19 protein-coding genes are annotated in these 18,305 nt (G+C 61.8%); 6 read left to right on the plus strand and 13 right to left on the minus strand.

What is annotated here, in order from left to right; genetic code table 11:
• Positions 1 to 341: 341 nt before the first annotated feature.
• The 3 genes from HY26_RS16325 (at position 342) to HY26_RS16335 (ending at position 3,075) form a co-directional block, all read left to right on the plus strand.
• The gene (locus HY26_RS16325; RefSeq protein ID WP_034766773.1) at positions 342 to 1,583 is read left to right on the plus strand and encodes an argininosuccinate synthase; all 1,242 of its coding nucleotides are present in this window, start codon (positions 342 to 344) and stop codon (positions 1,581 to 1,583) included.
• 18 nt (positions 1,584 to 1,601) lie between these two features.
• Positions 1,602 to 2,531: an HNH endonuclease gene (locus HY26_RS16330; protein WP_081813122.1), complete on the plus strand. Its 930-nt coding sequence runs from the start codon at positions 1,602 to 1,604 to the stop codon at positions 2,529 to 2,531.
• A 112-nt stretch (positions 2,532 to 2,643) separates the two neighbouring features.
• Positions 2,644 to 3,075, plus strand: coding sequence for a hypothetical protein (locus tag HY26_RS16335; RefSeq protein WP_034766775.1), 432 nt, complete (start codon positions 2,644 to 2,646; stop codon positions 3,073 to 3,075).
• A 602-nt stretch (positions 3,076 to 3,677) separates the two neighbouring features.
• Here HY26_RS16335 and HY26_RS16340 read toward each other — a convergent pair.
• The 5 genes from HY26_RS16340 to HY26_RS16360 all read right to left on the minus strand — a co-directional run bounded on the left by HY26_RS16340 (position 3,678) and on the right by HY26_RS16360 (position 7,168).
• A complete protein-coding gene (locus tag HY26_RS16340; RefSeq protein ID WP_034767058.1) occupies positions 3,678 to 4,367 on the minus strand; it encodes a hypothetical protein in 690 nt (229 codons plus the stop codon).
• Positions 4,368 to 4,458: 91 nt separating this feature from the next.
• Positions 4,459 to 5,487, minus strand: coding sequence for a Holliday junction branch migration DNA helicase RuvB (gene ruvB / locus HY26_RS16345; protein WP_034766776.1), 1,029 nt, complete (start codon positions 5,485 to 5,487; stop codon positions 4,459 to 4,461).
• Positions 5,484 to 6,104: a Holliday junction branch migration protein RuvA gene (gene ruvA / locus HY26_RS16350; RefSeq protein ID WP_112074146.1), complete on the minus strand. Its 621-nt coding sequence runs from the start codon at positions 6,102 to 6,104 to the stop codon at positions 5,484 to 5,486. The genes ruvB and ruvA overlap by 4 nt, the downstream gene beginning before the upstream one ends.
• Positions 6,101 to 6,604 (minus strand): crossover junction endodeoxyribonuclease RuvC, encoded by a 504-nt coding sequence (ruvC, locus tag HY26_RS16355; RefSeq protein ID WP_034766778.1) that lies wholly within the window; start codon positions 6,602 to 6,604, stop codon positions 6,101 to 6,103. The genes ruvA and ruvC overlap by 4 nt, the downstream gene beginning before the upstream one ends.
• A gap of 72 nt (positions 6,605 to 6,676) precedes the next feature.
• Positions 6,677 to 7,168 carry a hypothetical protein gene (locus HY26_RS16360; protein WP_034766780.1) on the minus strand — a complete coding sequence of 164 codons (492 nt, stop codon included), beginning with the start codon at positions 7,166 to 7,168 and terminating at the stop codon, positions 6,677 to 6,679.
• Positions 7,169 to 7,343: 175 nt separating this feature from the next.
• On the opposite strand from HY26_RS16360, the gene HY26_RS16365 reads away from it, so the two are divergent.
• Positions 7,344 to 8,201 carry a hypothetical protein gene (locus HY26_RS16365; protein WP_034766782.1) on the plus strand — a complete coding sequence of 286 codons (858 nt, stop codon included), beginning with the start codon at positions 7,344 to 7,346 and terminating at the stop codon, positions 8,199 to 8,201.
• Between the two features lie 6 nt (positions 8,202 to 8,207).
• On the opposite strand, the gene HY26_RS16370 is transcribed toward HY26_RS16365, so the two are convergent.
• The 4 genes from HY26_RS16370 to HY26_RS16385 form a co-directional block, all read right to left on the minus strand.
• Positions 8,208 to 9,005: a helix-turn-helix domain-containing protein gene (locus HY26_RS16370; RefSeq protein ID WP_034766785.1), complete on the minus strand. Its 798-nt coding sequence runs from the start codon at positions 9,003 to 9,005 to the stop codon at positions 8,208 to 8,210.
• A 184-nt stretch (positions 9,006 to 9,189) separates the two neighbouring features.
• On the minus strand, positions 9,190 to 9,660 hold the full coding sequence (locus tag HY26_RS16375; RefSeq protein ID WP_051600039.1) for a DUF2269 domain-containing protein: 471 nt from the start codon (positions 9,658 to 9,660) through the stop codon (positions 9,190 to 9,192).
• Entirely contained in the window at positions 9,660 to 10,934 is a 1,275-nt protein-coding gene (locus HY26_RS16380) for an SDR family oxidoreductase (RefSeq protein WP_034766786.1), read from the minus strand. Before HY26_RS16380 ends, HY26_RS16375 begins: the two co-directional genes overlap by 1 nt.
• A gap of 28 nt (positions 10,935 to 10,962) precedes the next feature.
• On the minus strand, positions 10,963 to 12,063 hold the full coding sequence (locus HY26_RS16385) for an aromatic ring-hydroxylating dioxygenase subunit alpha (RefSeq protein ID WP_034766787.1): 1,101 nt from the start codon (positions 12,061 to 12,063) through the stop codon (positions 10,963 to 10,965).
• A gap of 199 nt (positions 12,064 to 12,262) precedes the next feature.
• Here HY26_RS16385 and lepA point away from each other — a divergent pair, with 199 nt between their 5' ends.
• Positions 12,263 to 14,068, plus strand: coding sequence for a translation elongation factor 4 (lepA, locus tag HY26_RS16390; protein ID WP_034766788.1), 1,806 nt, complete (start codon positions 12,263 to 12,265; stop codon positions 14,066 to 14,068).
• 3 nt (positions 14,069 to 14,071) lie between these two features.
• On the opposite strand, the gene HY26_RS16395 is transcribed toward lepA, so the two are convergent.
• Complete coding sequence (locus tag HY26_RS16395) at positions 14,072 to 14,497, minus strand: helix-turn-helix domain-containing protein (RefSeq protein ID WP_034766789.1); 426 nt, start codon at positions 14,495 to 14,497, stop codon at positions 14,072 to 14,074.
• A gap of 72 nt (positions 14,498 to 14,569) precedes the next feature.
• Here HY26_RS16395 and HY26_RS16400 point away from each other — a divergent pair, with 72 nt between their 5' ends.
• Complete coding sequence (locus tag HY26_RS16400) at positions 14,570 to 15,409, plus strand: class I SAM-dependent methyltransferase (RefSeq protein WP_034766790.1); 840 nt, start codon at positions 14,570 to 14,572, stop codon at positions 15,407 to 15,409.
• Here the strand turns inward: HY26_RS16400 and HY26_RS16405 are convergent.
• The 3 genes from HY26_RS16405 to HY26_RS16415 all read right to left on the minus strand — a co-directional run bounded on the left by HY26_RS16405 (position 15,406) and on the right by HY26_RS16415 (position 18,298).
• Complete coding sequence (locus tag HY26_RS16405) at positions 15,406 to 17,094, minus strand: serine hydrolase (RefSeq protein WP_034766791.1); 1,689 nt, start codon at positions 17,092 to 17,094, stop codon at positions 15,406 to 15,408. The two genes, HY26_RS16400 and HY26_RS16405, sit on opposite strands and share 4 nt — an antisense overlap.
• A gap of 102 nt (positions 17,095 to 17,196) precedes the next feature.
• Positions 17,197 to 17,784, minus strand: a complete 588-nt coding sequence (locus HY26_RS16410) for a hypothetical protein (RefSeq protein ID WP_034766793.1) — start codon at positions 17,782 to 17,784, stop codon at positions 17,197 to 17,199.
• On the minus strand, positions 17,777 to 18,298 hold the full coding sequence (locus HY26_RS16415) for an RNA polymerase sigma factor (RefSeq protein WP_034767064.1): 522 nt from the start codon (positions 18,296 to 18,298) through the stop codon (positions 17,777 to 17,779). Before HY26_RS16415 ends, HY26_RS16410 begins: the two co-directional genes overlap by 8 nt.
• Positions 18,299 to 18,305: the final 7 nt, after the last annotated feature.

An 18,305-nucleotide genomic window follows, 5' to 3' on the forward strand; every position in this document is an offset into this window, starting at 1 on the left:
GCTTTCCGGCGTGCTGGAGGCGCCTGGCCGGTAGAGAATGCCGGAATCAATGGCGAGCGTGGACTGTGGCCGCGCCGCCTGGCGCGCCATCAGCCGGGCCCGGAAAGACCCAGCGTCAGCGGCCTTGCTGGCCGCCCCGTTTCCGTCGTTTTGCCTGTCGATCATGACCTTAACCCCACAGTGCAGACGATTAACCTGCCCTCTAAGTTACGGTAAACGATTAATGTAACGAAAACCATGGCGCATCGAAAGCAACTCGATAGCGGCTCCCCGCTTGTCACGGGCCAGCCGTCGCCTTAATGCAACAGCCTCAAGCTGCAGCGCTCAGGGAAAAATTCTCCATGTCCACGCCGAAATCCGCCCCGAAAAAGGTCGTTCTTGCCTATTCCGGGGGTCTAGACACCTCGATCATCCTGAAATGGCTGCAAACCGAGTTCGGCGCAGAAGTTGTGACTTTCACGGCAGACCTCGGACAGGGCGAGGAACTGGAACCGGCGCGCAAGAAAGCGCTCGCTGCCGGTGTGAAGCCGGAAAACATCTTCATCGAGGATGTGCGCGAGGATTTCGTGCGCGATTACGTCTTCCCGATGTTCCGCGCCAATGCCGTCTATGAGGGCGTCTACCTGCTCGGTACGTCCATCGCCCGGCCGCTGATCGCCAAGCGCCAGATCGAGATTGCCGACATGGTCGGCGCCGACGCCGTCTGCCATGGTGCCACCGGCAAGGGAAACGACCAGGTCCGCTTCGAGCTTGGCTATTACGGCCTGAACCCGGACATCAAGGTCATCGCCCCCTGGCGCGACTGGGAGTTCAAATCACGGACGGACCTCTTGAAATTCGCCGAATCCCACGGCATCGAGATCGCCAAGGACAAGCGCGGCGAGGCCCCCTTCTCCGTCGATGCAAACCTGCTGCACTCCTCCTCGGAAGGCAAAGTGCTGGAAGACCCGGCCCAGCCCGCGCCGGAATTCGTCCATATGCGCACGATCTCCCCGGAAGAGGCGCCGGACGAGCCGGAGATCATCACCATCGGTTTCGAAAAGGGCGATGCTTGTTCGATCAATGGCGAGGAAATGTCCCCGGCGACGCTGCTGACCGCCCTCAACGCCTATGGCAAGAAGCACGGCATCGGCCGGCTGGACCTGCTCGAGAACCGCTTCGTCGGCATGAAGTCCCGCGGCATCTATGAGACGCCCGGCGGTACGATCCTGTTGGTCGCCCACCGCGGTATCGAACAGGCAACGCTCGACCGCGGCGCCGCGCACCTGAAAGACGAGCTGATGCCGAAATATGCAGAGCTCATCTATAACGGTTTCTGGTGGAGCCCGGAGCGCGAAATGCTGCAGGCCGCCATCGACCACTCGCAGCGTTTCGTCACCGGCGAAGTGACGATCAAGCTCTACAAGGGCCAGGCCTACCTGATCGGCCGCTCCAGCCCCTATTCTCTGTACTCAGAGAAAATCGTCACCTTCGAAGACGACCACGGCGCCTACGACCAGAAAGACGCGGAAGGCTTCATCCGCCTGAACGCGCTACGGTTGCGATTGCTGGCAGGGCGTGACCGGAAGTTCGGGAAGAACTGACCACTCGAGATTACTCGGATGACCAAGGCAATTCTCATTCAGAAATCTTCCTCCAGATATGATGATGATGTGGGAAGTCGGTATCATTTTTCCAGCTACCATCTTGATAGTATGGAAAAAGTCGCTGGTGACTGGGTCGTGTTCTACACACCCGTGAAAGATCTTGGCGTTAGTCCTGAAAATCGAGGGTGTTATTTCGCGACAGCGCAACTTGGTGAAATTACGCCCGATCCAACGCTTGACGAGCATTACTACGCATCAGTGCTCAGTAACACCTACGCCGACTTCGCTCAGCCTATCCCAAGGGTTGTAGACGGGACTTATATCGAGCCCGCTTTGGCCGGCAAAAACGGTTCTGCGAATAGCGGTGTTTCCCAAAAATCCGTTCGACATATTTCAAACGAAGTCTTCGATCGGATTATTGGTCTAGCTTGGCCCGATACCCAAGTTGAGCTACCTCGGACAGGCGAGAAAGATCATGGGCGCTCAAGTGGTGTAAAAGAAGATCAACTCGGCTTTGAGCACGAGGTAGATAGAAGAATTATCGAACAACTCCTGAATCGGAAAGTCCGCGATCCTAGGTTTCGAACTGCAGTACTTCACGCATACAACAAACGTTGCGCAATTACTGGCTGGAATTTCGTAAATGGGGGAGGCCGAGCGGAAGCCGAAGCTGCACATATCCGACCCGTCGAACACGGAGGGTCAGATAGAATATGCAACGGCCTAGCCTTATCCGGAACTATCCATTGGATGTTTGACAGGGGACTAATAGGCATCGCGGCCAACGATGACATTCTCATTTCAAGAAAAGTGAACGACAAAGGCAGCATCGAAAGACTTATCAATCCAAGTCGGAAATTAGTGCGCCCATCCAGACCAGAACATCAACCACATCCCGAATATTTGCGCTGGCACCGTGAATTCCACAAACTTGAAGCGGCTTAGGACCACTGGACCAGCTACTCGGTAAATCTTGTCCAACTGTGCCACAAGCTGGTCTTGCCCTCCCACCCCTCCCCTGCCATCCTCAACCCGCAGCCAAGCGGAGGGGAGACCGATGGCGAAGATCCCGACGGACGAGCGCCTGCTGGCGGAGATCTACAAGCGCTATGAGCGCGCCTTTGGCGACTTCTCCGACGAAAACAAGACCCGCTCCACAAAGATCTGGGTGCCGATCGATATCGATGTGCTGGCGAGGCGCTTCCGCTGTGACCCGGACCTGGTCTTCGGTCGGCTCTATTATCACATGAACGCCAAATACGGCTCGCACACCGGCGATGGCGACAGTGTGAACATGTTCTCCCTGCGCATCGGGGGCGACCGCCACTGCGTGAACTTCCCCCTGCTGGCCAGCGTGCTGGCGGATCTGCAGGAAGACAAATCCCGCTTCCGTATTTCCACCCGGATGGCGGCACTGTCGCTGATCGTGTCGGCGGCCTCCATCCTGATCGCGATCTTCTGGAAAGGCGGCGCCGTCATGCTACCCTGACGCGTGGGGAGAGATGATCTCCAGCCCCACATCGTCATCTGCCCTCCTCCCCACCGTTGCTGGAGATCAGCGCGCGATCTGCACTCTCAATCCAACACATAAACCTTCCCGGCCATTCGGCGGGTCTTCTCGGGGCGGGGGCCGGCCGGTACCGTTCGGTTTGCTTTGGGGAGGATTGGAGAGATGGGTTTGCACCCGGGGTAACGGCCGGGGCAAGTCTAGAGATTCCGGTCGAGTGGGGGGTGAAGGGACTTCGAAAGATCAGAAATTGATCCGGCGGATCAATTTCCTCGAGAAGGCCTTGAGCGACAGCGAAAGGCATGCCCGCCGCCCTGCGCTTACGCTTTGGGCCTGTTCCGGGAAAACGCGCCACTGGCGCGTTTTCTGGTCCTTCGCTGACCGAGCTCTCCAGTCGGCGCGGCAGGCGGTAACGCTCCACTCCTTAGCCTATTTCTTGACACCAGGTGGAGCGCCACGGCGCCCGCTGCGCCAAGGGTCCATAGGGGCCGACTGTTCTGTAACCGGATGGCTATGGGGCCAGTCCGGATCAAAGTGCTGAGCGCAGGGTCGTCACTGCCACGAAAACCGGGATCACCCGGCCTTCATGGCAGCACGCACACGTCCCCACGCTGAACATAAGGCTTGTTGCATTCCCAGCGTTCTTCCATGTATCCGATGTGGGCATTCTCCGGCACGTTCAGCGAGACGCAGGAATCGCCTGACGCGATGTAGCCGCGCTCGCACTTCCAGCCAGGGCCAGACCGTTCGGAGCTCAGATAGCCATGTTCCGGCACGATGATCTCGGCGCAGGTATTCCTGACGGCCTTGTAGCCGCGCTCGCACGCCCAGCCGTCATTATAGCTGAGTCCGCTGAGATAGCCGTTTTCCGGCACATCAACCGGCTGGCATTCGCCGTCTTTCGCTTCATAGCCGCGCTCGCAGCTCCACCGGACACCGGAAGGCTCCAGAAAGGCATGATCGGGCACATCCACAGGAACGCAGGCTTCGTCAATTCGCTCAAACCCGAACATGCAGACCCAGCCACGGCCAAACGACCGGTTGTTCAGATAGGCATTGTCAGGCAACTGAACACCTATGCAAGCGCCATCCTGTTCCTGGAACCCGTCATCGCATTTCCAGCCCGTATTATAGGAATTGGCGGTTGCGTTGTCCGGCACGGTGTTTTCCGCTGTTGCGGCACCAGCAAGAAGGAAAGCCACCAATACTGCGCACAGCAATGCAAAGGCTCCCGACCGGAGCTGCGTCCGGGCGGTGAAGGTCTGGCGAAGCATGGAGGTTCCTTTCGGATCACGCGGCAGAAAAGCCGCAATCTTCATCCTCGCGCGCCAATAGTGTTCAAATTGTGTCTGGTGGCCGAATGACCTATTTCTCGCCGAACAGGCCGGATTGCTGGCCGCCCGGCACCGGAAGGCCGAGCCGTTCATAGGCGAGCGGCGCCGCGACGCGCCCGCGCGGCGTGCGGGCAACATAGCCGCGCTGCATCAGGTAAGGCTCAATCACGTCTTCCACCGCATCGCGCGCCTCTGACAGCGCTGCGGCCAGTGTCTCCACGCCCACCGGCCCGCCGGCATAGGTGTTCACGAGGGCATGCAGGTAGCGCCGGTCAAGCGCATCGAGGCCGTCGCTGTCGATCTCCAGCCGCTTCAGCGCGCTGGCGGCGCTCTCCCGGTTGATCGCGTCGCCGGCGGCCTCGGCAAAGTCGCGCACACGGCGCAAGAGGCGCAGCGCAATCCGCGGCGTGCCCCGCGCACGGCTGGCGATCTCGACGGCGCCTTCCTCCGTGATTTGCGCATTCAGTTTGCGCGCCGCCGCCATGACGATACGGCCAAGCTCTTCCGGCTCGTAGAATTCGAGCCGCACCGGAATGCCGAACCGGTCGCGCAGCGGCGTCGCCAACAGGCCCGCGCGCGTGGTAGCGCCGACCAGCGTGAAGGGCGCAAGGTCCAGCCGCACGGATCGGGCCGATGGCCCCTCCCCGATCACGATGTCGAGGGCATAGTCTTCCATGGCGGGATAAAGGATTTCCTCCACGACCGGCGGCAGGCGGTGAATCTCGTCGATGAACAGGACATCGTTCGGCTCAAGATTGGTGAGGATCGCGGCCAGGTCGCCGGCCTTGGCGATGACGGGTCCTGACGTGGCGCGGAAACCAACGCCCATTTCCCGGGCAAGGATCTGCGCCAGCGTCGTCTTGCCGAGGCCCGGCGGGCCGAACAGCAACACATGATCCAGCGCCTCAGACCGACCGCGCGCGGCCTCAACATAGACCTTGAGGTTCGCCTTCGCCTTGCGCTGGCCGACATAATCCTCAAACGTCTGAGGACGGAGCGCCCGGTCCAGCGCGTCGCCGCCCTGTGCGTTCGGATCCGAAAGAGACCCCTCGCGGCTCATTTCGCAAGTTCCTTGAGCGCCGCCTTGACCAGCACACCAACCTCGTCACCGGCGTTTTTCGCAACACCCGCCACGGCCCGCGCCGCATCGGACTGGGAATAGCCGAGATTGACCAGCGCCGAGATCGCCTCGCCCCGGGCGCCGGTCGCCGCGGCCACAGGCGCGCTCGCCATGCCTGCGGCACTGGCGGCCTCGAACTTGCCGAACCGCCCCAGCGGCGGCGCCTTGCCGGATAAGTCGTGCACAATCCGCTCGGCCAGCTTCTTGCCGACCCCCTTTGCGCGCTCCAGCACTTTGGCATCGCCGAGCGCGATCGCATCCATCAGTTCCGCCGGCGTGATCGCATCGAGGATCGCCATCGCGGCCTTGCCGGCCACGCCATGGACATCCTGCAGACGGACGAACCAGGCGCGCTCTTCATCCGTACCGAAGCCGAACAGTGTGATGGAATTCTCCGTCACCCGCGTTTCGACATGAACGGTGATCTTCTCCCCCGCATGTGTGCGCGAGAGCAGCCGCGTGCCCGCCATGCAGACATAGCCGACACCGTTCACGTCCACGAGCAAGTGATCCGTGCCGAGACCTGCAACCTCGCCGACAAGCCGTCCGATGATCATGCCGCGCCCCGCTTCATGTCAGCCGGCAGATGGTGCGCGGCGCAGATGGCGCAGGCCAGCGCATCGGCAGAGTCAGATTTCAGGTCCGCCGCCTTGGGCAGGAGGCGCTTCACCATGAACATGACCTGCTCCTTGTCCGCCGTGCCGGTACCAACGACGGCGAGTTTGATCTTGCGGGGTGCAAATTCAGCGACCGGTACGCCGCCCATGGCGAGGGCTGCCATCGCTGCGCCGCGCGCCTGGCCGAGCTTCAGCGCCGAGCGCGGGTTGGCATTGACCAGCGTCTCCTCCACCCCGGCGGCGGTTGGCTGGTGATAGCGGGCGAGTTCGCCCACGGCCTCGAAGATGCCGCCCAGGCGTTCTGCCATCTCCAGCTTCGGATCCACCGAGATCACGCCATGGGCAATATGCGTCAGCCGCATGCCAGCAAGCTCGATCACGCCCCAACCGGTATGGCGCAGGCCCGGGTCGATACCGAGAATTCGAATCGTGTGAGTCATCCAGCCACGTATCGCGGGTGTTGCTTAACGAAGCGCTACTGTATTCTCTATTTGTTCACTCCCGCAAGGCCATCAGAGTTCGTCCTTGCAGCTCGTGAACAGGCCGGAATCGCCTGCGGCACTGCGCAGGTGAAACTCCTGAGTCTTCTGCCCGGCCTTTACCGTCATCGGCGCTTCGCCATAACTGCCAAGCGACACACGGGTAAGGATCGTGGACAACGCCTCTTCAGAGACGCCACCAGAGACAAGACCCGGATATTCGGCCGGCTTCGGCTTAGTTGCCGGCGCGACGGAAACCGATGTGCCATCCCCAAAATCGAAAGACACCGGAGCACCAACCGGCACATCGTCAAAGGCATCGGCCACCACGACATATTTGACACCGGTCGGGGTCGCCATGAAATTCATCAATGGGGGAGCCTCGCCCAGCCAGAGCATGCAGTAAGGCGTATTATCAGGCAGTTTCTGCGGATCGGCCGTCGCACCCCAGGACTGGGCCTGCGCCGACAGGGATACCAGCGCCATGCCGGCAACAATGGCGGATGACTGCTTCAGGTTGAACATTGGCACGACCTCCCTCGCTTTTCCGGCATCTGAACCTCGCCCGCCGCGGCGGTCAAGCGGGCACTGAGGACGCCAGACTGCTGCTGCGGCGGAATATAAGTTGCGAATGCTTCTCATTTCGGGCAGGAGGGGCGCAGACACATTTTTCCGGATACCGAAGGAGCCCTGCACGGCCATGGACATCAAGATCAAACGCTGGACGCATCTCGGCCTCGGCGCCGCCCTCATGACCACGACGGCCTTGGCCAGCTGCGGTGAGCCCGCCGCTAAGGAAGAGCCTGCGACCAGCGAACAGCCTGCAGCCGGCGCCCCCAGCCAAGCCGACGTCGAAGCGAAGCTGGACGAAGTGAACGGCGCGGCATCCTCCTCCGGCGAAGGCGAAGGCGGTGTCGCCATTGAAGCCGCCCTCACCGATCCGGTTGTTTACAACATCGCGCTCACGGTAGCAGAGGCCCACGTCCTGGCCGCCCGCGATGCCTATCGTGACGGCGAAGCGCAGGCCGCCGGCGAAATGTTTGCCCACCCGGTGTCCGAAGTCCTGTTCGACATGGAGCCGGTGTTCGAGGCGCGCGGCGTATCCGATTTCACCGACCAGTTCCTGGAAGCCTCCGCCGCCGTGTTCGCTGGCGCCAGCGTCGAGGACATCAATGCCCGCACAGCGACCATTATCGCCACGCTGCGCACGGTCGCCGGCAATGCCCCGGACGATGGCTCCAGCCCATCCAGCATCACCACCGGTGTGGTCGCCGACATGATCGACCGCGCCACCAAGATGTATCGCCTCGCCATGGAGTCGGAATTCTACGAACCCTATCTCGATGGCTACGGCTTCTACACGGCGGCGAAAGACCAGTTCGAAGAGGCTGAGGTCGCCATCGAAGCCGAGAACCCGGATGCGGCCGAAGCCATCCGCGGGGCGCTGACCCTGCTGGACGAAGCCTATCCGACCGCTGCCCGGCCGGACACTCTGGATGCAGACGTCTCCGCCCTGACGGTCGCGGCGTCTGAGGTGTTTCTCGCAACCGGCAACTAGGCGCTATTACGAACTCTTCCGGAAGGATCCGGGCGAGACGCCCAGGCGCCGCCGGAACATGTATCCAAAGCTCGACGGGCTGGCATAGCCGAGATCGTGCGCCACATCCGCAACCGCCTCCCCCTTCTCCAGCCGCTCCATGGAATGCAGCAGGGTGAGGTTGGTTTTCCACTGCGTGAACGTCATGCCGGTCTCTTTCCGGAAGAGACGCGCCAGCGTCCGTTCGCTCGCCCCGGCTTCTCGCGCGAGTTCCGCGATACCGGCATACTGACCGGGCGCATCGATCAGGATCCGCATGACCCGCGCCAGCCGCGGCTCCTTCGCCACCGGCAGAAACAGTGAGGCAAATTCCTGATCCGCGAATTCGTCAAGCGTCACCTGCGCCAGTCGTGCGGCGGGACTGTCCGCCTCATAATCGTTGCCATATCGCATGGCGCGCTCCAGCAGCGCTTCGAGGAACGGCGTGACTTTCACGACCCCTCCGTTGGGCGTCAGCTGCCCGGCACAGGCTTGATCGATGAACAGGATGCGGGCCGCCACCGAGCCGTGGGAGTAGATTTCGTGATGCATGCCCGGCGGAATCCACAAGGCGAACCCCGCCGGAACCAGCCAGGTGCCTTCCGGCGTAACGATCCAATAGGCGCCGCTCGTGGGACAGACGATATGCCCGCGATCATGCGCGTGGGCGGCGACGCGGTGCGCTCCATCCTTCTCAACAGCCAGGGACAGAATCGGACGTGAAGGGTCATGAACGTCCCCAAGGTCCTGTGGCGGGTTCAAATCTGGCAGGTTTTCGACATTCATTGGCGTTTCCTGAATACCGCACTCATCTCAGGAGCGGCAAGAATTGTCACGCTGAAGGTCAATTCTCGCACTTTTTGACCAATACGCAGGCTGGGTGGGGGTGATGCGCCCAGATTCAATTGAGTCAGGATGCCATCATCCCCTTTCCGGCTCCCGGCAGGGTCCGCTAAATCTGACAAGATAATCAGAAGGCCGGGCGGGCAACCATCAGCCAGAGAATCGCGAGCACGGCGAAGAAAGCCGGGAAGCCGCAGGCAAACCAGATCCGGTAAAGACGGAAGTAGCGCTCCGGCAGCGGCGCGCCCGTCTCCGCCGCGTCGCGCGCAAGATCGCGCAGCTTGTGCTGGATCCAGACGACCGGCAGCCAGAACAGACCGGTGAAGACGTAGAGCCCCAGCGCCGCGACGATCCAGCCCTGCGTCAGCGGCCAGCCCATTTCCATGGCCAGCAGCGCGCCTGTGATTGGCTGGGCCACCACCGCGGTCGCCGTGAACAGCCAGTCCGCAATCACGACAATGGACGCCGTGTGCGCAATCAGCCGCGCATCGCGTGTGCGGTGCGCCATCACCATGAAGAAGGCGATGCCCGCGCCAGTGCCAAGCAGGACCGTCGCTCCGATAATGTGCGTCCAGCGCAGGAAATGCATCCACTCCATCAGCGCGCCTCCGTCAGGGTCCAGACAGTCAGGGTCAGCGCGATGGCCGGAAACACCTTCACCATCGGCCCCAGCGGATCAGCCCAGAGATGGGGCGCAAGGACCGCGCCGCCTGCAAGATAAGCGAGGCTGACAAACACAGCGGCCAGCGCGGCCGCGCGCGTCAGCGGCCGGATCAGCAGCGCTGCGCCGATGGCGATGTCGGCAACCCCACCGCCGAGAACGAACGCTTTCGCGAGCGCTGCGGGCATCTCCGGCCCGAAGACGGCCATGGCTGAAGACTGCTGCGTCCAGCCGATGACGCCGGAGACGATCCAGAAAGCCGACAGGATAAATAGCAGGAAAGGATAGAGCAGCGCGGTGCGCGCATAGGTCCGCTCCTGCACCGTGGAAGGCAAGGCCGACAGCGTGTCAGACAGGTTTCTCACCGGCCATTGCTCTGCGTTTCCCGTCACCCCCTTCCCCAGGACTTTCAGGGACGTTGTCCGCAGCGCTGGGCGCCAGCCAAGCCAACCGGCAAGATCCCCCAGCCGCGCGGTGAACGCGCCCAGAAAGTATGGTGCACGGATCACCGCCCTTGGCGGGGCAAAGCCGAGCCAGGACCGGATGGCAAGGATCAGGTCTTCAAGGCGTGCGGGCTCGGAGGAAAGAAGGTCTGCATCCACCTCCGTCAGCCCCTTCTCGACCGCCCGGACGACAGCGCCGGCCACATCGTCCACATGCACGGTGCGGATATCTGCATCCGCCAGCATGACCGGCTGGACCAGCGGCACGGCGGCCAGCTGGCGCAGCAGGCTGGTGCCGCCATAAGCCTGAGGCGACAGGACAAGGCCGGGGCGGAAAATAACCCAGTGCACGCCGCTCGCCTTCACGGCAGCGTCGCCTTCGGCCTTTGACCGGTAAAACACCGTATCCGAACTTGTTGAAACGCCGGGGGCGGAAATCTGGACAATCTGCCGGACACCCGCTGGCTTGCAGGCAGCCGCCATGGCCTGCACGGAATCGCGCTGGACCGCCATGACGCGATCATTCATGCCGTCCTGAAGCACGCCGGCCGCGTTGATCACAACGTCCATGCCGGCCAAAACGTCCATCCAGCCGGCTTCCTCCGTCATCTGAGAAAGGTCGCGCGCAACCCAGTCCGCCTGTGGTGCAGCGGCGCAGCCCTTCGCGGCTGAGCGGCCAAGCCCGGTCACCTCATGCCCGGCGGCCAGCAAGGCTTTCGTGATTGAAAGGCCGATCAGGCCGTATCCGCCAAGGACAAGAATTTTCAAATTGTCCCCCTGCCTGAAGCGAGCCGCCTTAGCTCATCCAGCGGAGCGTGCGCGGTTCGATCGGATTGTTGAACTCACGCTCTTCGGTGCGCGCCTCGGTCCATTCGCGTTTCAGGCGCTGGTACCATTTCGCCTGCACGTCGATGTCGTCGATCCACAGCATCGCTTTCTGGTGCGCCATACCCTCATTCTGGAGGTTCACCATCGTGCCGTCCTGATCGAGGAATTTCTTGCCCGCAGGCTTCGCAATCGGAATGGCGAGGTTCAGCAGCGGCGCGCCCGTCCACCAGGTGAACTGGGTGATGCGCGTCTTCTTCGGCGCTTCCGGGGTCAGGCAGGTCAGCGTCAGCAGGCGCGCAGTGTCGTTGGAGACGATCTCCCAGCGATAGCCGGGCAGCTGGAAACGGATTTCCGTCTGCACGTCGCCGCCGAAGATCCAGCGATAGAGTTTCGAATTGGACGAGGGCGAGTGCCGATCGATGGCCCAGCCGCGCTCGGTCGGCACGAAGGGCTTCTCTTTCAGCTTCAGGCCCGCCGACGGCGGACGCCACCACCACTGATTATGCACGAAGGGCACATGCGCCGGATCCATCAGGCCGACGACGGCATCGTCCATATGTGCGTTGAACACATCGTGAATGATGAATTTGGGCTTCGCCGGCAGCGGCCCGAAATCTGGCGGCGACACGGCGGGCTCGCCCTCGAAACGCGGATTATGCGCGACGTAGAGATAGACCGCCCCATTCGCCTCATGCACCGGATAGCGGCGCACCTTCACCTTGGAAGCATCATAGGGCGAATCCGGCGTCAGGCTCGGCATCAGCTTGCAGCCGCCATCGGTGCCGAAGCGCCAGCCATGATACGGGCATTGCAGCGCCCATTCACCGTCGGTCTCCAATTGCCGGCCGGCCGACAGCGGCACAAGGCGGTGCGGACAGATATCTCGCAGGGCGAACGGCTCGCCCGCCGGGGTGCGGCCCACGACGACCGGCTCGCCCAGAACCATGATGCGCTGCTGCTTTCCGGCCTTCAGCTCTACCGAGGGCGCGGCGAGATACCAGCAATCCGTGAGGAAGCCGTCTTCGGTGATGCCGGTCTTGGCCGGTGAGGAGTGCTGTGTGTCAGCCATGATCCCCCTTACACCGGCAAAAGTGCAGCGGAAACCCGGTGAGGCACGTAGTTAGTCCGGTACAGTCATGGCGTCGTCGTACCCAAACACCCTCTTGGGCTGCGATTGAGGGCAACATTTCGTCTGGCGCGGGCCGCTGCGCGACGCGCCCAGCCAAAGCCCTCTTCCCGCCCCGCTCTGGCACCGCTATATCGCGCGAATGACACCTCGTGACAAAATCCGGAATTTTTCCATCATCGCCCATATCGACCACGGCAAGTCGACGCTGGCGGACCGCCTGATTCAGACCTGCGGCGGCCTGACAGACCGGGAAATGAAGGAACAAGTGCTCGACTCGATGGACATCGAGAAGGAGCGCGGGATCACCATCAAGGCCCAGACAGTGCGCCTGAACTATACGGCGAAGGATGGTGAGACATACGTCCTCAACCTGATGGACACGCCCGGACACGTCGATTTCTCCTATGAGGTCTCCCGCTGCCTTGCCGCCTGTGAAGGCGCACTGCTCGTGGTCGATGCCTCCCAGGGCGTGGAAGCCCAGACGCTGGCGAACGTCTACCAGGCCATCGACCAGGACCTCGAAATCGTGCCCGTGCTCAACAAGGTGGACCTACCGGCAGCCGACGTGCAGCGCGTGAAGGACCAGATCGAGGACATTATCGGCCTCGACGCCTCCGATGCGATCGAAACCTCCGCCAAGACGGGCCTTGGCATTACCGACGTGCTGGAAGCGATCGTCACCCGCCTGCCCCCGCCGGAATCCGGCGATGCGGACGCGCCGCTCAAGGCAGCGCTGGTCGATGCCTATTATGACCCCTATCTCGGCGTCGTCGTGATCGTGCGCGTGCATGACGGCGTGCTGAAGGCCAAGCAGAAGATCCGCATGATGCGGACCGGCGGCACATATGAGGTCGACAAGGTCGGCACATTCAATCCGAAGCTCACCGAAGTTGACACACTCGGGCCCGGCGAAGTCGGCTATTTCGTCGCTTCGATCAAGGAAGTCGGCGACACGGCCATCGGTGACACGATCACCGAAGAGCGCCGCCCGGCCGAAAAGGCCTTGCCCGGCTATAAGGAAGTCCAGCCAGTCGTTTTCTGCGGCCTTTTCCCAATGGATGCAGGCGACTTCGACGATCTGCGTGCCGCAATGGGCAAGCTGCGTCTCAACGATGCCTCCTTCACCTGGGAGATGGAAACCAGTGCGGCGCTCGGCATGGGCTTCCGTTGTGGCTTCCTTGGCCTCCTGCACCTCGAAATCATTCAGGAGCGCCTCAGTCGCGAATTCGACCTCGACCTGATCGCGACGGCCCCGTCCGTGGTCTACGAAATGACGATGACCGACGGCACCGAGATCGAGCTGCACAATCCGGCCGACATGCCGGAAGTGACCAAGATCAAGGAGATCCGCGAACCGTGGATCAACGCGACGATCTACACGCCGGACGAATATCTGGGCGCGATCCTGAAACTCTGCCAGGACCGACGCGGCATCCAGACCGAACTTTCCTATGTCGGCGGGCGGGCGCTGGTAAAATACGAACTGCCGCTGAACGAGGTCGTGTTCGACTTCTATGACCGCCTGAAATCCATCAGCCGCGGCTATGCCAGCTTCGACTATGAGATCATCGGCCACCGCGCGGAAAACCTCGTCAAGCTGCAAATCCTCGTTAATGACGAGCCGGTCGACGCCCTCGCCATGCTGGTGCACCGCGACCGGGCTGAGAGCCGGGGCCGCCAGATGTGCGAACGCCTGAAAGACCTGATCCCGCGCCAGATGTTCAAGATCCCGATCCAGGCTGCGATCGGCGGCAAAGTGATCGCGCGCGAAACGCTCAGCGCCCTGAGAAAAGACGTGACGGCGAAATGCTATGGCGGCGATGCCAGCCGGAAACGGAAACTGCTCGACAAGCAGGCCGCCGGTAAAAAGCGCATGCGCCAGTTCGGCAAAGTGGAAATCCCGCAGGAAGCCTTCGTCGCCGCCCTGCGGATGGATGGGGACTGATCCCTACTTTCCGGGCGCCGCACTCGCAGGTGCGGCAATCCTTCCCACCGTGGCCGCCCTCAGGATCCGGCGGAAGCTCGGGCATTCCATATGGCTGGGTGCGCGGCACGCAGAAGCGTGGCGCAGGCCGTCGCGCATGGCGGTCAGCTGGCGGATTTTCTCATCCAGTTCGTCGGCCTTCTCGATCAGGCGCTTCCGGTCGATCCGCGGCCCGTCCGGTGACATCATTGCGGCGATCTCGTCCAGCGTGAAACCGGCCGCCCGGCCGAGGGCGATAAGGCCCAGTTTCTCGAACACGCCCGGATCAAAGGTTCGCTTCAGGCCGCGCCGCCCGTTTGAGGCGATCAGCCCTTTTTCTTCATAATATCGAAGCGTCGAGGCCGGCACGCCGGACTGTTTTGCGACCTCTGAAATATCCGGATCTTTCATGCTTGACCTCAAGCTGGCTTGAAGTGGCAATGTGCGCCTATCGAATTCGAAACACAAGGCAGAGGACCGGACATGAGCGATACGAACACGGCAAACCCCCAAATGGCCGAACTGTGGAACGGCCCCGGCGCGCGCAGCTGGATCACCGCGCAGGCCGTGCTGGACCAGGCCTTCCACGGCTTTGAGACGCTGCTGGCGGACATGGCGGCAGAGGCCGGCGCACACGCCGTGCTGGATGTCGGCTGCGGCACGGGCGCCACAACGCGCGCCATTGCCGGCCGCATAACGCCGGAGGGCACGGCGCTCGGGCTCGACCTTTCCGCCCCGATGATCGCGCATGCGGAATCGCTTGCGGAAAAAGATGGCTCCCCTGCCCGCTTCCTCGCCGGGGATGCGCAGACCCATGCCTTCCCGCCCGGCGAATTTGACCTCATCGTCTCCCGCTTCGGCGTGATGTTTTTCTCCGATCCCGTCGCAGCCTTTGCGAACCTCCGCCGCGCCGCGAAACCCGATGCCAGGCTCGCCATGATTTCCTGGCGGAGTATCACCGAGAATCCGTTCATGACCGTCGCCGAGCGGGCAGCCGCGCCGCTCCTGCCAGACTTGCCGAAGCGGGGCGGCGGCCCCGGTCAGTTCGCTTTTGCTGACCAGGATCAAGTGCACGGCATTCTCGACGCAGCTGGATGGACCGATGTTTCCAGTGAAGCGCTCGACATGGTCTGCGCCTTCCCGGCTGCGGCGCTCGACACTTATCTCAGCCTCATGGGCCCGGTCGGGCAGATGCTGGCGAAATCAGACGACGCCACCCGCGAACGCGTCATTTCAGCCATCCGCGACGGCTTCAGCGAGTATATCTCCGGCCCGGATATTCAGTTCACCGCCGCCTGCTGGTTGACGCGCGCGACGGCCTAGCTGAACCGCCGGATATAGGGGATGCCGGAGAACAGCATTCTCTGCGGGACGCCATTGATCACACCGTCGAAACGGATCTGCTCTGGCGAGGAGGCATCCGCCGTTCGCCAGATGCCGCCGTCACCCGGGAAAAGTTCCACGATATTACCGAGCAGGACTTTCCCGTCTCGGACATGGACATAGATGGGGCCCGCCCAGCGATCGTCATTGTCATACCGCCCGCCCAGAACGCTCAGCGATTCTGGCGGCGGTGGTTTGTACCCCGTGGATGGATCGATCAGGTATTCCACATCCCCGCACCAGGCACGCTCCGCCTTGCCATCCACTGACTCAATCACGATGCCAGTGATCGCGTGGTCGGGGTCATCGGTAGCGAACAGGCGGTCGGTTGCACAGTAGAGCGCGCTGTCCCGTCCGTTCTTCCGCAAACGCACGTCTCCGCCCGACACGACAACATCGAACTGGTCGCCGTCTTTGGCAATGAACCGGCCAGCATATTGTTCGGGCGTATCCAGCGGTTCACGCGGCGGCTTCGGCGCAGGCGCTGCAGCACCCTCCTGCATGGCCCGCATGAGTTCGCAGGCATGTACGGTCACATCCTTCGGCCGGTAATTGAGCGAGTAATGGACATTGGTTGAGGCGAAGGCAGCGACGCCCGCCTCAGGATCGATGTCGAGGGACGAACTGAAGGAAATCATGCCGCCTGTATGGTGCAGGTATTCCCGCCCATCGATCTCGACCCGCGCAACACCGTTTCCGTATTGTGATCCGGGGCCCCAGCCCTGCACTGGATCTGCGAGGAAGCGCTTTGCGGCCTCGTCGGAAAAAACGCCGCCGCCTTTGCCATCCGCGACATGGATCATGAAGCGGAGGAATTTTATCATATCGTCTGGCGTGGACGCGATGTTTCCGGCCGCGCTGTCGCTATCCACCCATGGGGCAGGCGTCATCCGGACCGGGATCGGATTCAACCGATCTGTCAGCGCAGGTTCATAACCTTGTGCATAGCGCGGGCGGTCTGCAACGTGCATCGCAGCGACGCTTTCCACCATGCCAATCTTGTCGAGTACACGCGCCTTCACGACGTCCGGGAACAGACGTCCGTCTGCATGCGCAATGATCTTGCCTGCCAGCCGGTAACCGCAATTCGAATAGGACCAGTCCGATCCCGGCTTGAAGCCAGTCCACAAGCCATCTTCCGGAAACAGGGCAGAGTCTCCTGGCAGTCCAGACGTATGATCCAGCAGGTGCCGGAGGTGAATGTCTTCCCCGTCACGGATCTTCAATCCGTTCAGGGCGTCCAGCACTTTCACATCCGGAGACAGACGGCCTTCATCAATGAGCGACCAAGCGGCCAGCGCCGTGAACATTTTCGAGATCGAGCCGACCTGAAACAGATGTTCCCGCCCAACCGGAATGTTCTGTTCAATATCCGCAAAGCCCGATGTTATGACCGCCTCATAGCCGTCTCGCGTGACGAGGGCGACGGTCATTCCCGGCAAGCCCCAAGCGGTACGATGCTGCTCGATATAATCTCTCAGCGGTCCGGTGACCTGATCGTCAGGAACCAATGGCGTATTGGACGGCGGCGCGTTCTCCGGCGCATTCGTACTTTTTTGGCAAGCCGCCAGGAAACTGGCCGACAAGGTTGCGCCGCCAATAAACGCCCTGCGATCTATATCCATTCAGCCGCCCTTTCCTGCGTCTTCCGCGGAAAGTCTTATCCTGTTCCCGGTCCCGGAAAAGGGGCAACCCTGCGTCGGGTCAATTGACGCTGCGATTATGGATCACTCACTGGCACCTGCAGCATCTAATGCAGCAATTTCGGCATCAAGTTGCTTCACGGCTCGAACATTCAACCAAGCAACACCGGCAAAGACCGCACTCACAATCGCCAGCGAAATGCCAAACTGGCTGAGGCGGTCAAGCAATGGCAGACCGGTATCCGGCGCAAAGGAGACTCCTCCCATGAATATCAGGATGCCCGGCACGAAGGGCGCCAGATACCATCGCGGCACGGTCGCCAACGCCTCTCGCTGACGTATGAGTTCCGCACGGTGAAAAGCTATCAGAGGCTGTCCACCATCTGGCTGCAAGTTCATGGCGCGGGCTTTCCGGTGGAGGGCTAAAGCCACATAGACCGCACCGAGCGCTATGAGAAACGCACCAGTCTTCACGACTGCGTCCGGAATGAGGAAGCCCACCCAGCCGAACAGGACGATTACGAGGCCTGCAGCGGCATATTCAGTAAAATTCCGCGTACGGACACGGGACTGCAAGCGACGCGAATGGGAGCGAATATCGGCAAGCGACATGGTGAAAGTCTCCTTTTTTTGCTGAGTCCAAAGGGCCTGAAAAGGATCACGGTCAGGCATGTGGCGGCTCCTGGAAGTCTTTGGCAAGCTGCGCCTTAAGGCGGGAAATACGAGTGGCGACGGCGCCGGAAGAAAGACCGGTGATGTCGGCGATCTCGGCGGCAGGCAGGTTCTCGAGATAAAGCGTTAGGACCTGCCGGTCCGGCGTCTGCAGGCGCCGGATCCAGGCGTTCAGGCGGTCAAGCGCGTCGATTTTCTCCACCGCTCCAGCCATATTAAGGTCGTCCGCGATCTCGGAGATATCGCCAAGATCGATCCTTGCATGATTGTGCTTGCGCTCCCGATCGACGTGGCGCGCGGCTATATTGTGCGCGACGCGATAGACCCAGGTGCTGAGCTGACAACGCCCATCGAACACAGCAAAACTCTTCCAGAGCGCGACATGCATATCCTGAAGGAGGTCCCGGCACTTTTCCGGGTTCGCCTCACTAGCGCGGGCGACACGCTGCAGCGCCGGACCGAACGCATCGGCGGCCCGCTGATAAAGCGCATCCTGATCAGCCTGTTGTGTCATGCCCTTT

It is taken from the genome of Hyphomonas sp. GM-8P (assembly GCF_003263315.1).
Taxonomy (GTDB): domain Bacteria; phylum Pseudomonadota; class Alphaproteobacteria; order Caulobacterales; family Hyphomonadaceae; genus Hyphomonas.

What these genes read in the sequence shown, in the direction of transcription:
- HY26_RS16325 (WP_034766773.1), top strand. Translation starts at nt 342, where the DNA reads ATGTCCACGCCGAAATCCGCCCCGAAAAAGGTCGTTCTTGCCTATTCC.
- HY26_RS16330 (WP_081813122.1), top strand. Translation starts at nt 1,602, where the DNA reads ATGACCAAGGCAATTCTCATTCAGAAATCTTCCTCCAGATATGATGAT.
- HY26_RS16335 (WP_034766775.1), top strand. Translation starts at nt 2,644, where the DNA reads ATGGCGAAGATCCCGACGGACGAGCGCCTGCTGGCGGAGATCTACAAG.
- HY26_RS16340 (WP_034767058.1), bottom strand. Translation starts at nt 4,367, where the DNA reads ATGCTTCGCCAGACCTTCACCGCCCGGACGCAGCTCCGGTCGGGAGCC.
- ruvB (WP_034766776.1), bottom strand. Translation starts at nt 5,487, where the DNA reads ATGAGCCGCGAGGGGTCTCTTTCGGATCCGAACGCACAGGGCGGCGAC.
- ruvA (WP_112074146.1), bottom strand. Translation starts at nt 6,104, where the DNA reads ATGATCATCGGACGGCTTGTCGGCGAGGTTGCAGGTCTCGGCACGGAT.
- ruvC (WP_034766778.1), bottom strand. Translation starts at nt 6,604, where the DNA reads ATGACTCACACGATTCGAATTCTCGGTATCGACCCGGGCCTGCGCCAT.
- HY26_RS16360 (WP_034766780.1), bottom strand. Translation starts at nt 7,168, where the DNA reads ATGTTCAACCTGAAGCAGTCATCCGCCATTGTTGCCGGCATGGCGCTG.
- HY26_RS16365 (WP_034766782.1), top strand. Translation starts at nt 7,344, where the DNA reads ATGGACATCAAGATCAAACGCTGGACGCATCTCGGCCTCGGCGCCGCC.
- HY26_RS16370 (WP_034766785.1), bottom strand. Translation starts at nt 9,005, where the DNA reads ATGAATGTCGAAAACCTGCCAGATTTGAACCCGCCACAGGACCTTGGG.
- HY26_RS16375 (WP_051600039.1), bottom strand. Translation starts at nt 9,660, where the DNA reads ATGGAGTGGATGCATTTCCTGCGCTGGACGCACATTATCGGAGCGACG.
- HY26_RS16385 (WP_034766787.1), bottom strand. Translation starts at nt 12,063, where the DNA reads ATGGCTGACACACAGCACTCCTCACCGGCCAAGACCGGCATCACCGAA.
- lepA (WP_034766788.1), top strand. Translation starts at nt 12,263, where the DNA reads ATGACACCTCGTGACAAAATCCGGAATTTTTCCATCATCGCCCATATC.
- HY26_RS16395 (WP_034766789.1), bottom strand. Translation starts at nt 14,497, where the DNA reads ATGAAAGATCCGGATATTTCAGAGGTCGCAAAACAGTCCGGCGTGCCG.
- HY26_RS16400 (WP_034766790.1), top strand. Translation starts at nt 14,570, where the DNA reads ATGAGCGATACGAACACGGCAAACCCCCAAATGGCCGAACTGTGGAAC.
- HY26_RS16405 (WP_034766791.1), bottom strand. Translation starts at nt 17,094, where the DNA reads ATGGATATAGATCGCAGGGCGTTTATTGGCGGCGCAACCTTGTCGGCC.
- HY26_RS16410 (WP_034766793.1), bottom strand. Translation starts at nt 17,784, where the DNA reads ATGCCTGACCGTGATCCTTTTCAGGCCCTTTGGACTCAGCAAAAAAAG.
- HY26_RS16415 (WP_034767064.1), bottom strand. Translation starts at nt 18,298, where the DNA reads ATGACACAACAGGCTGATCAGGATGCGCTTTATCAGCGGGCCGCCGAT.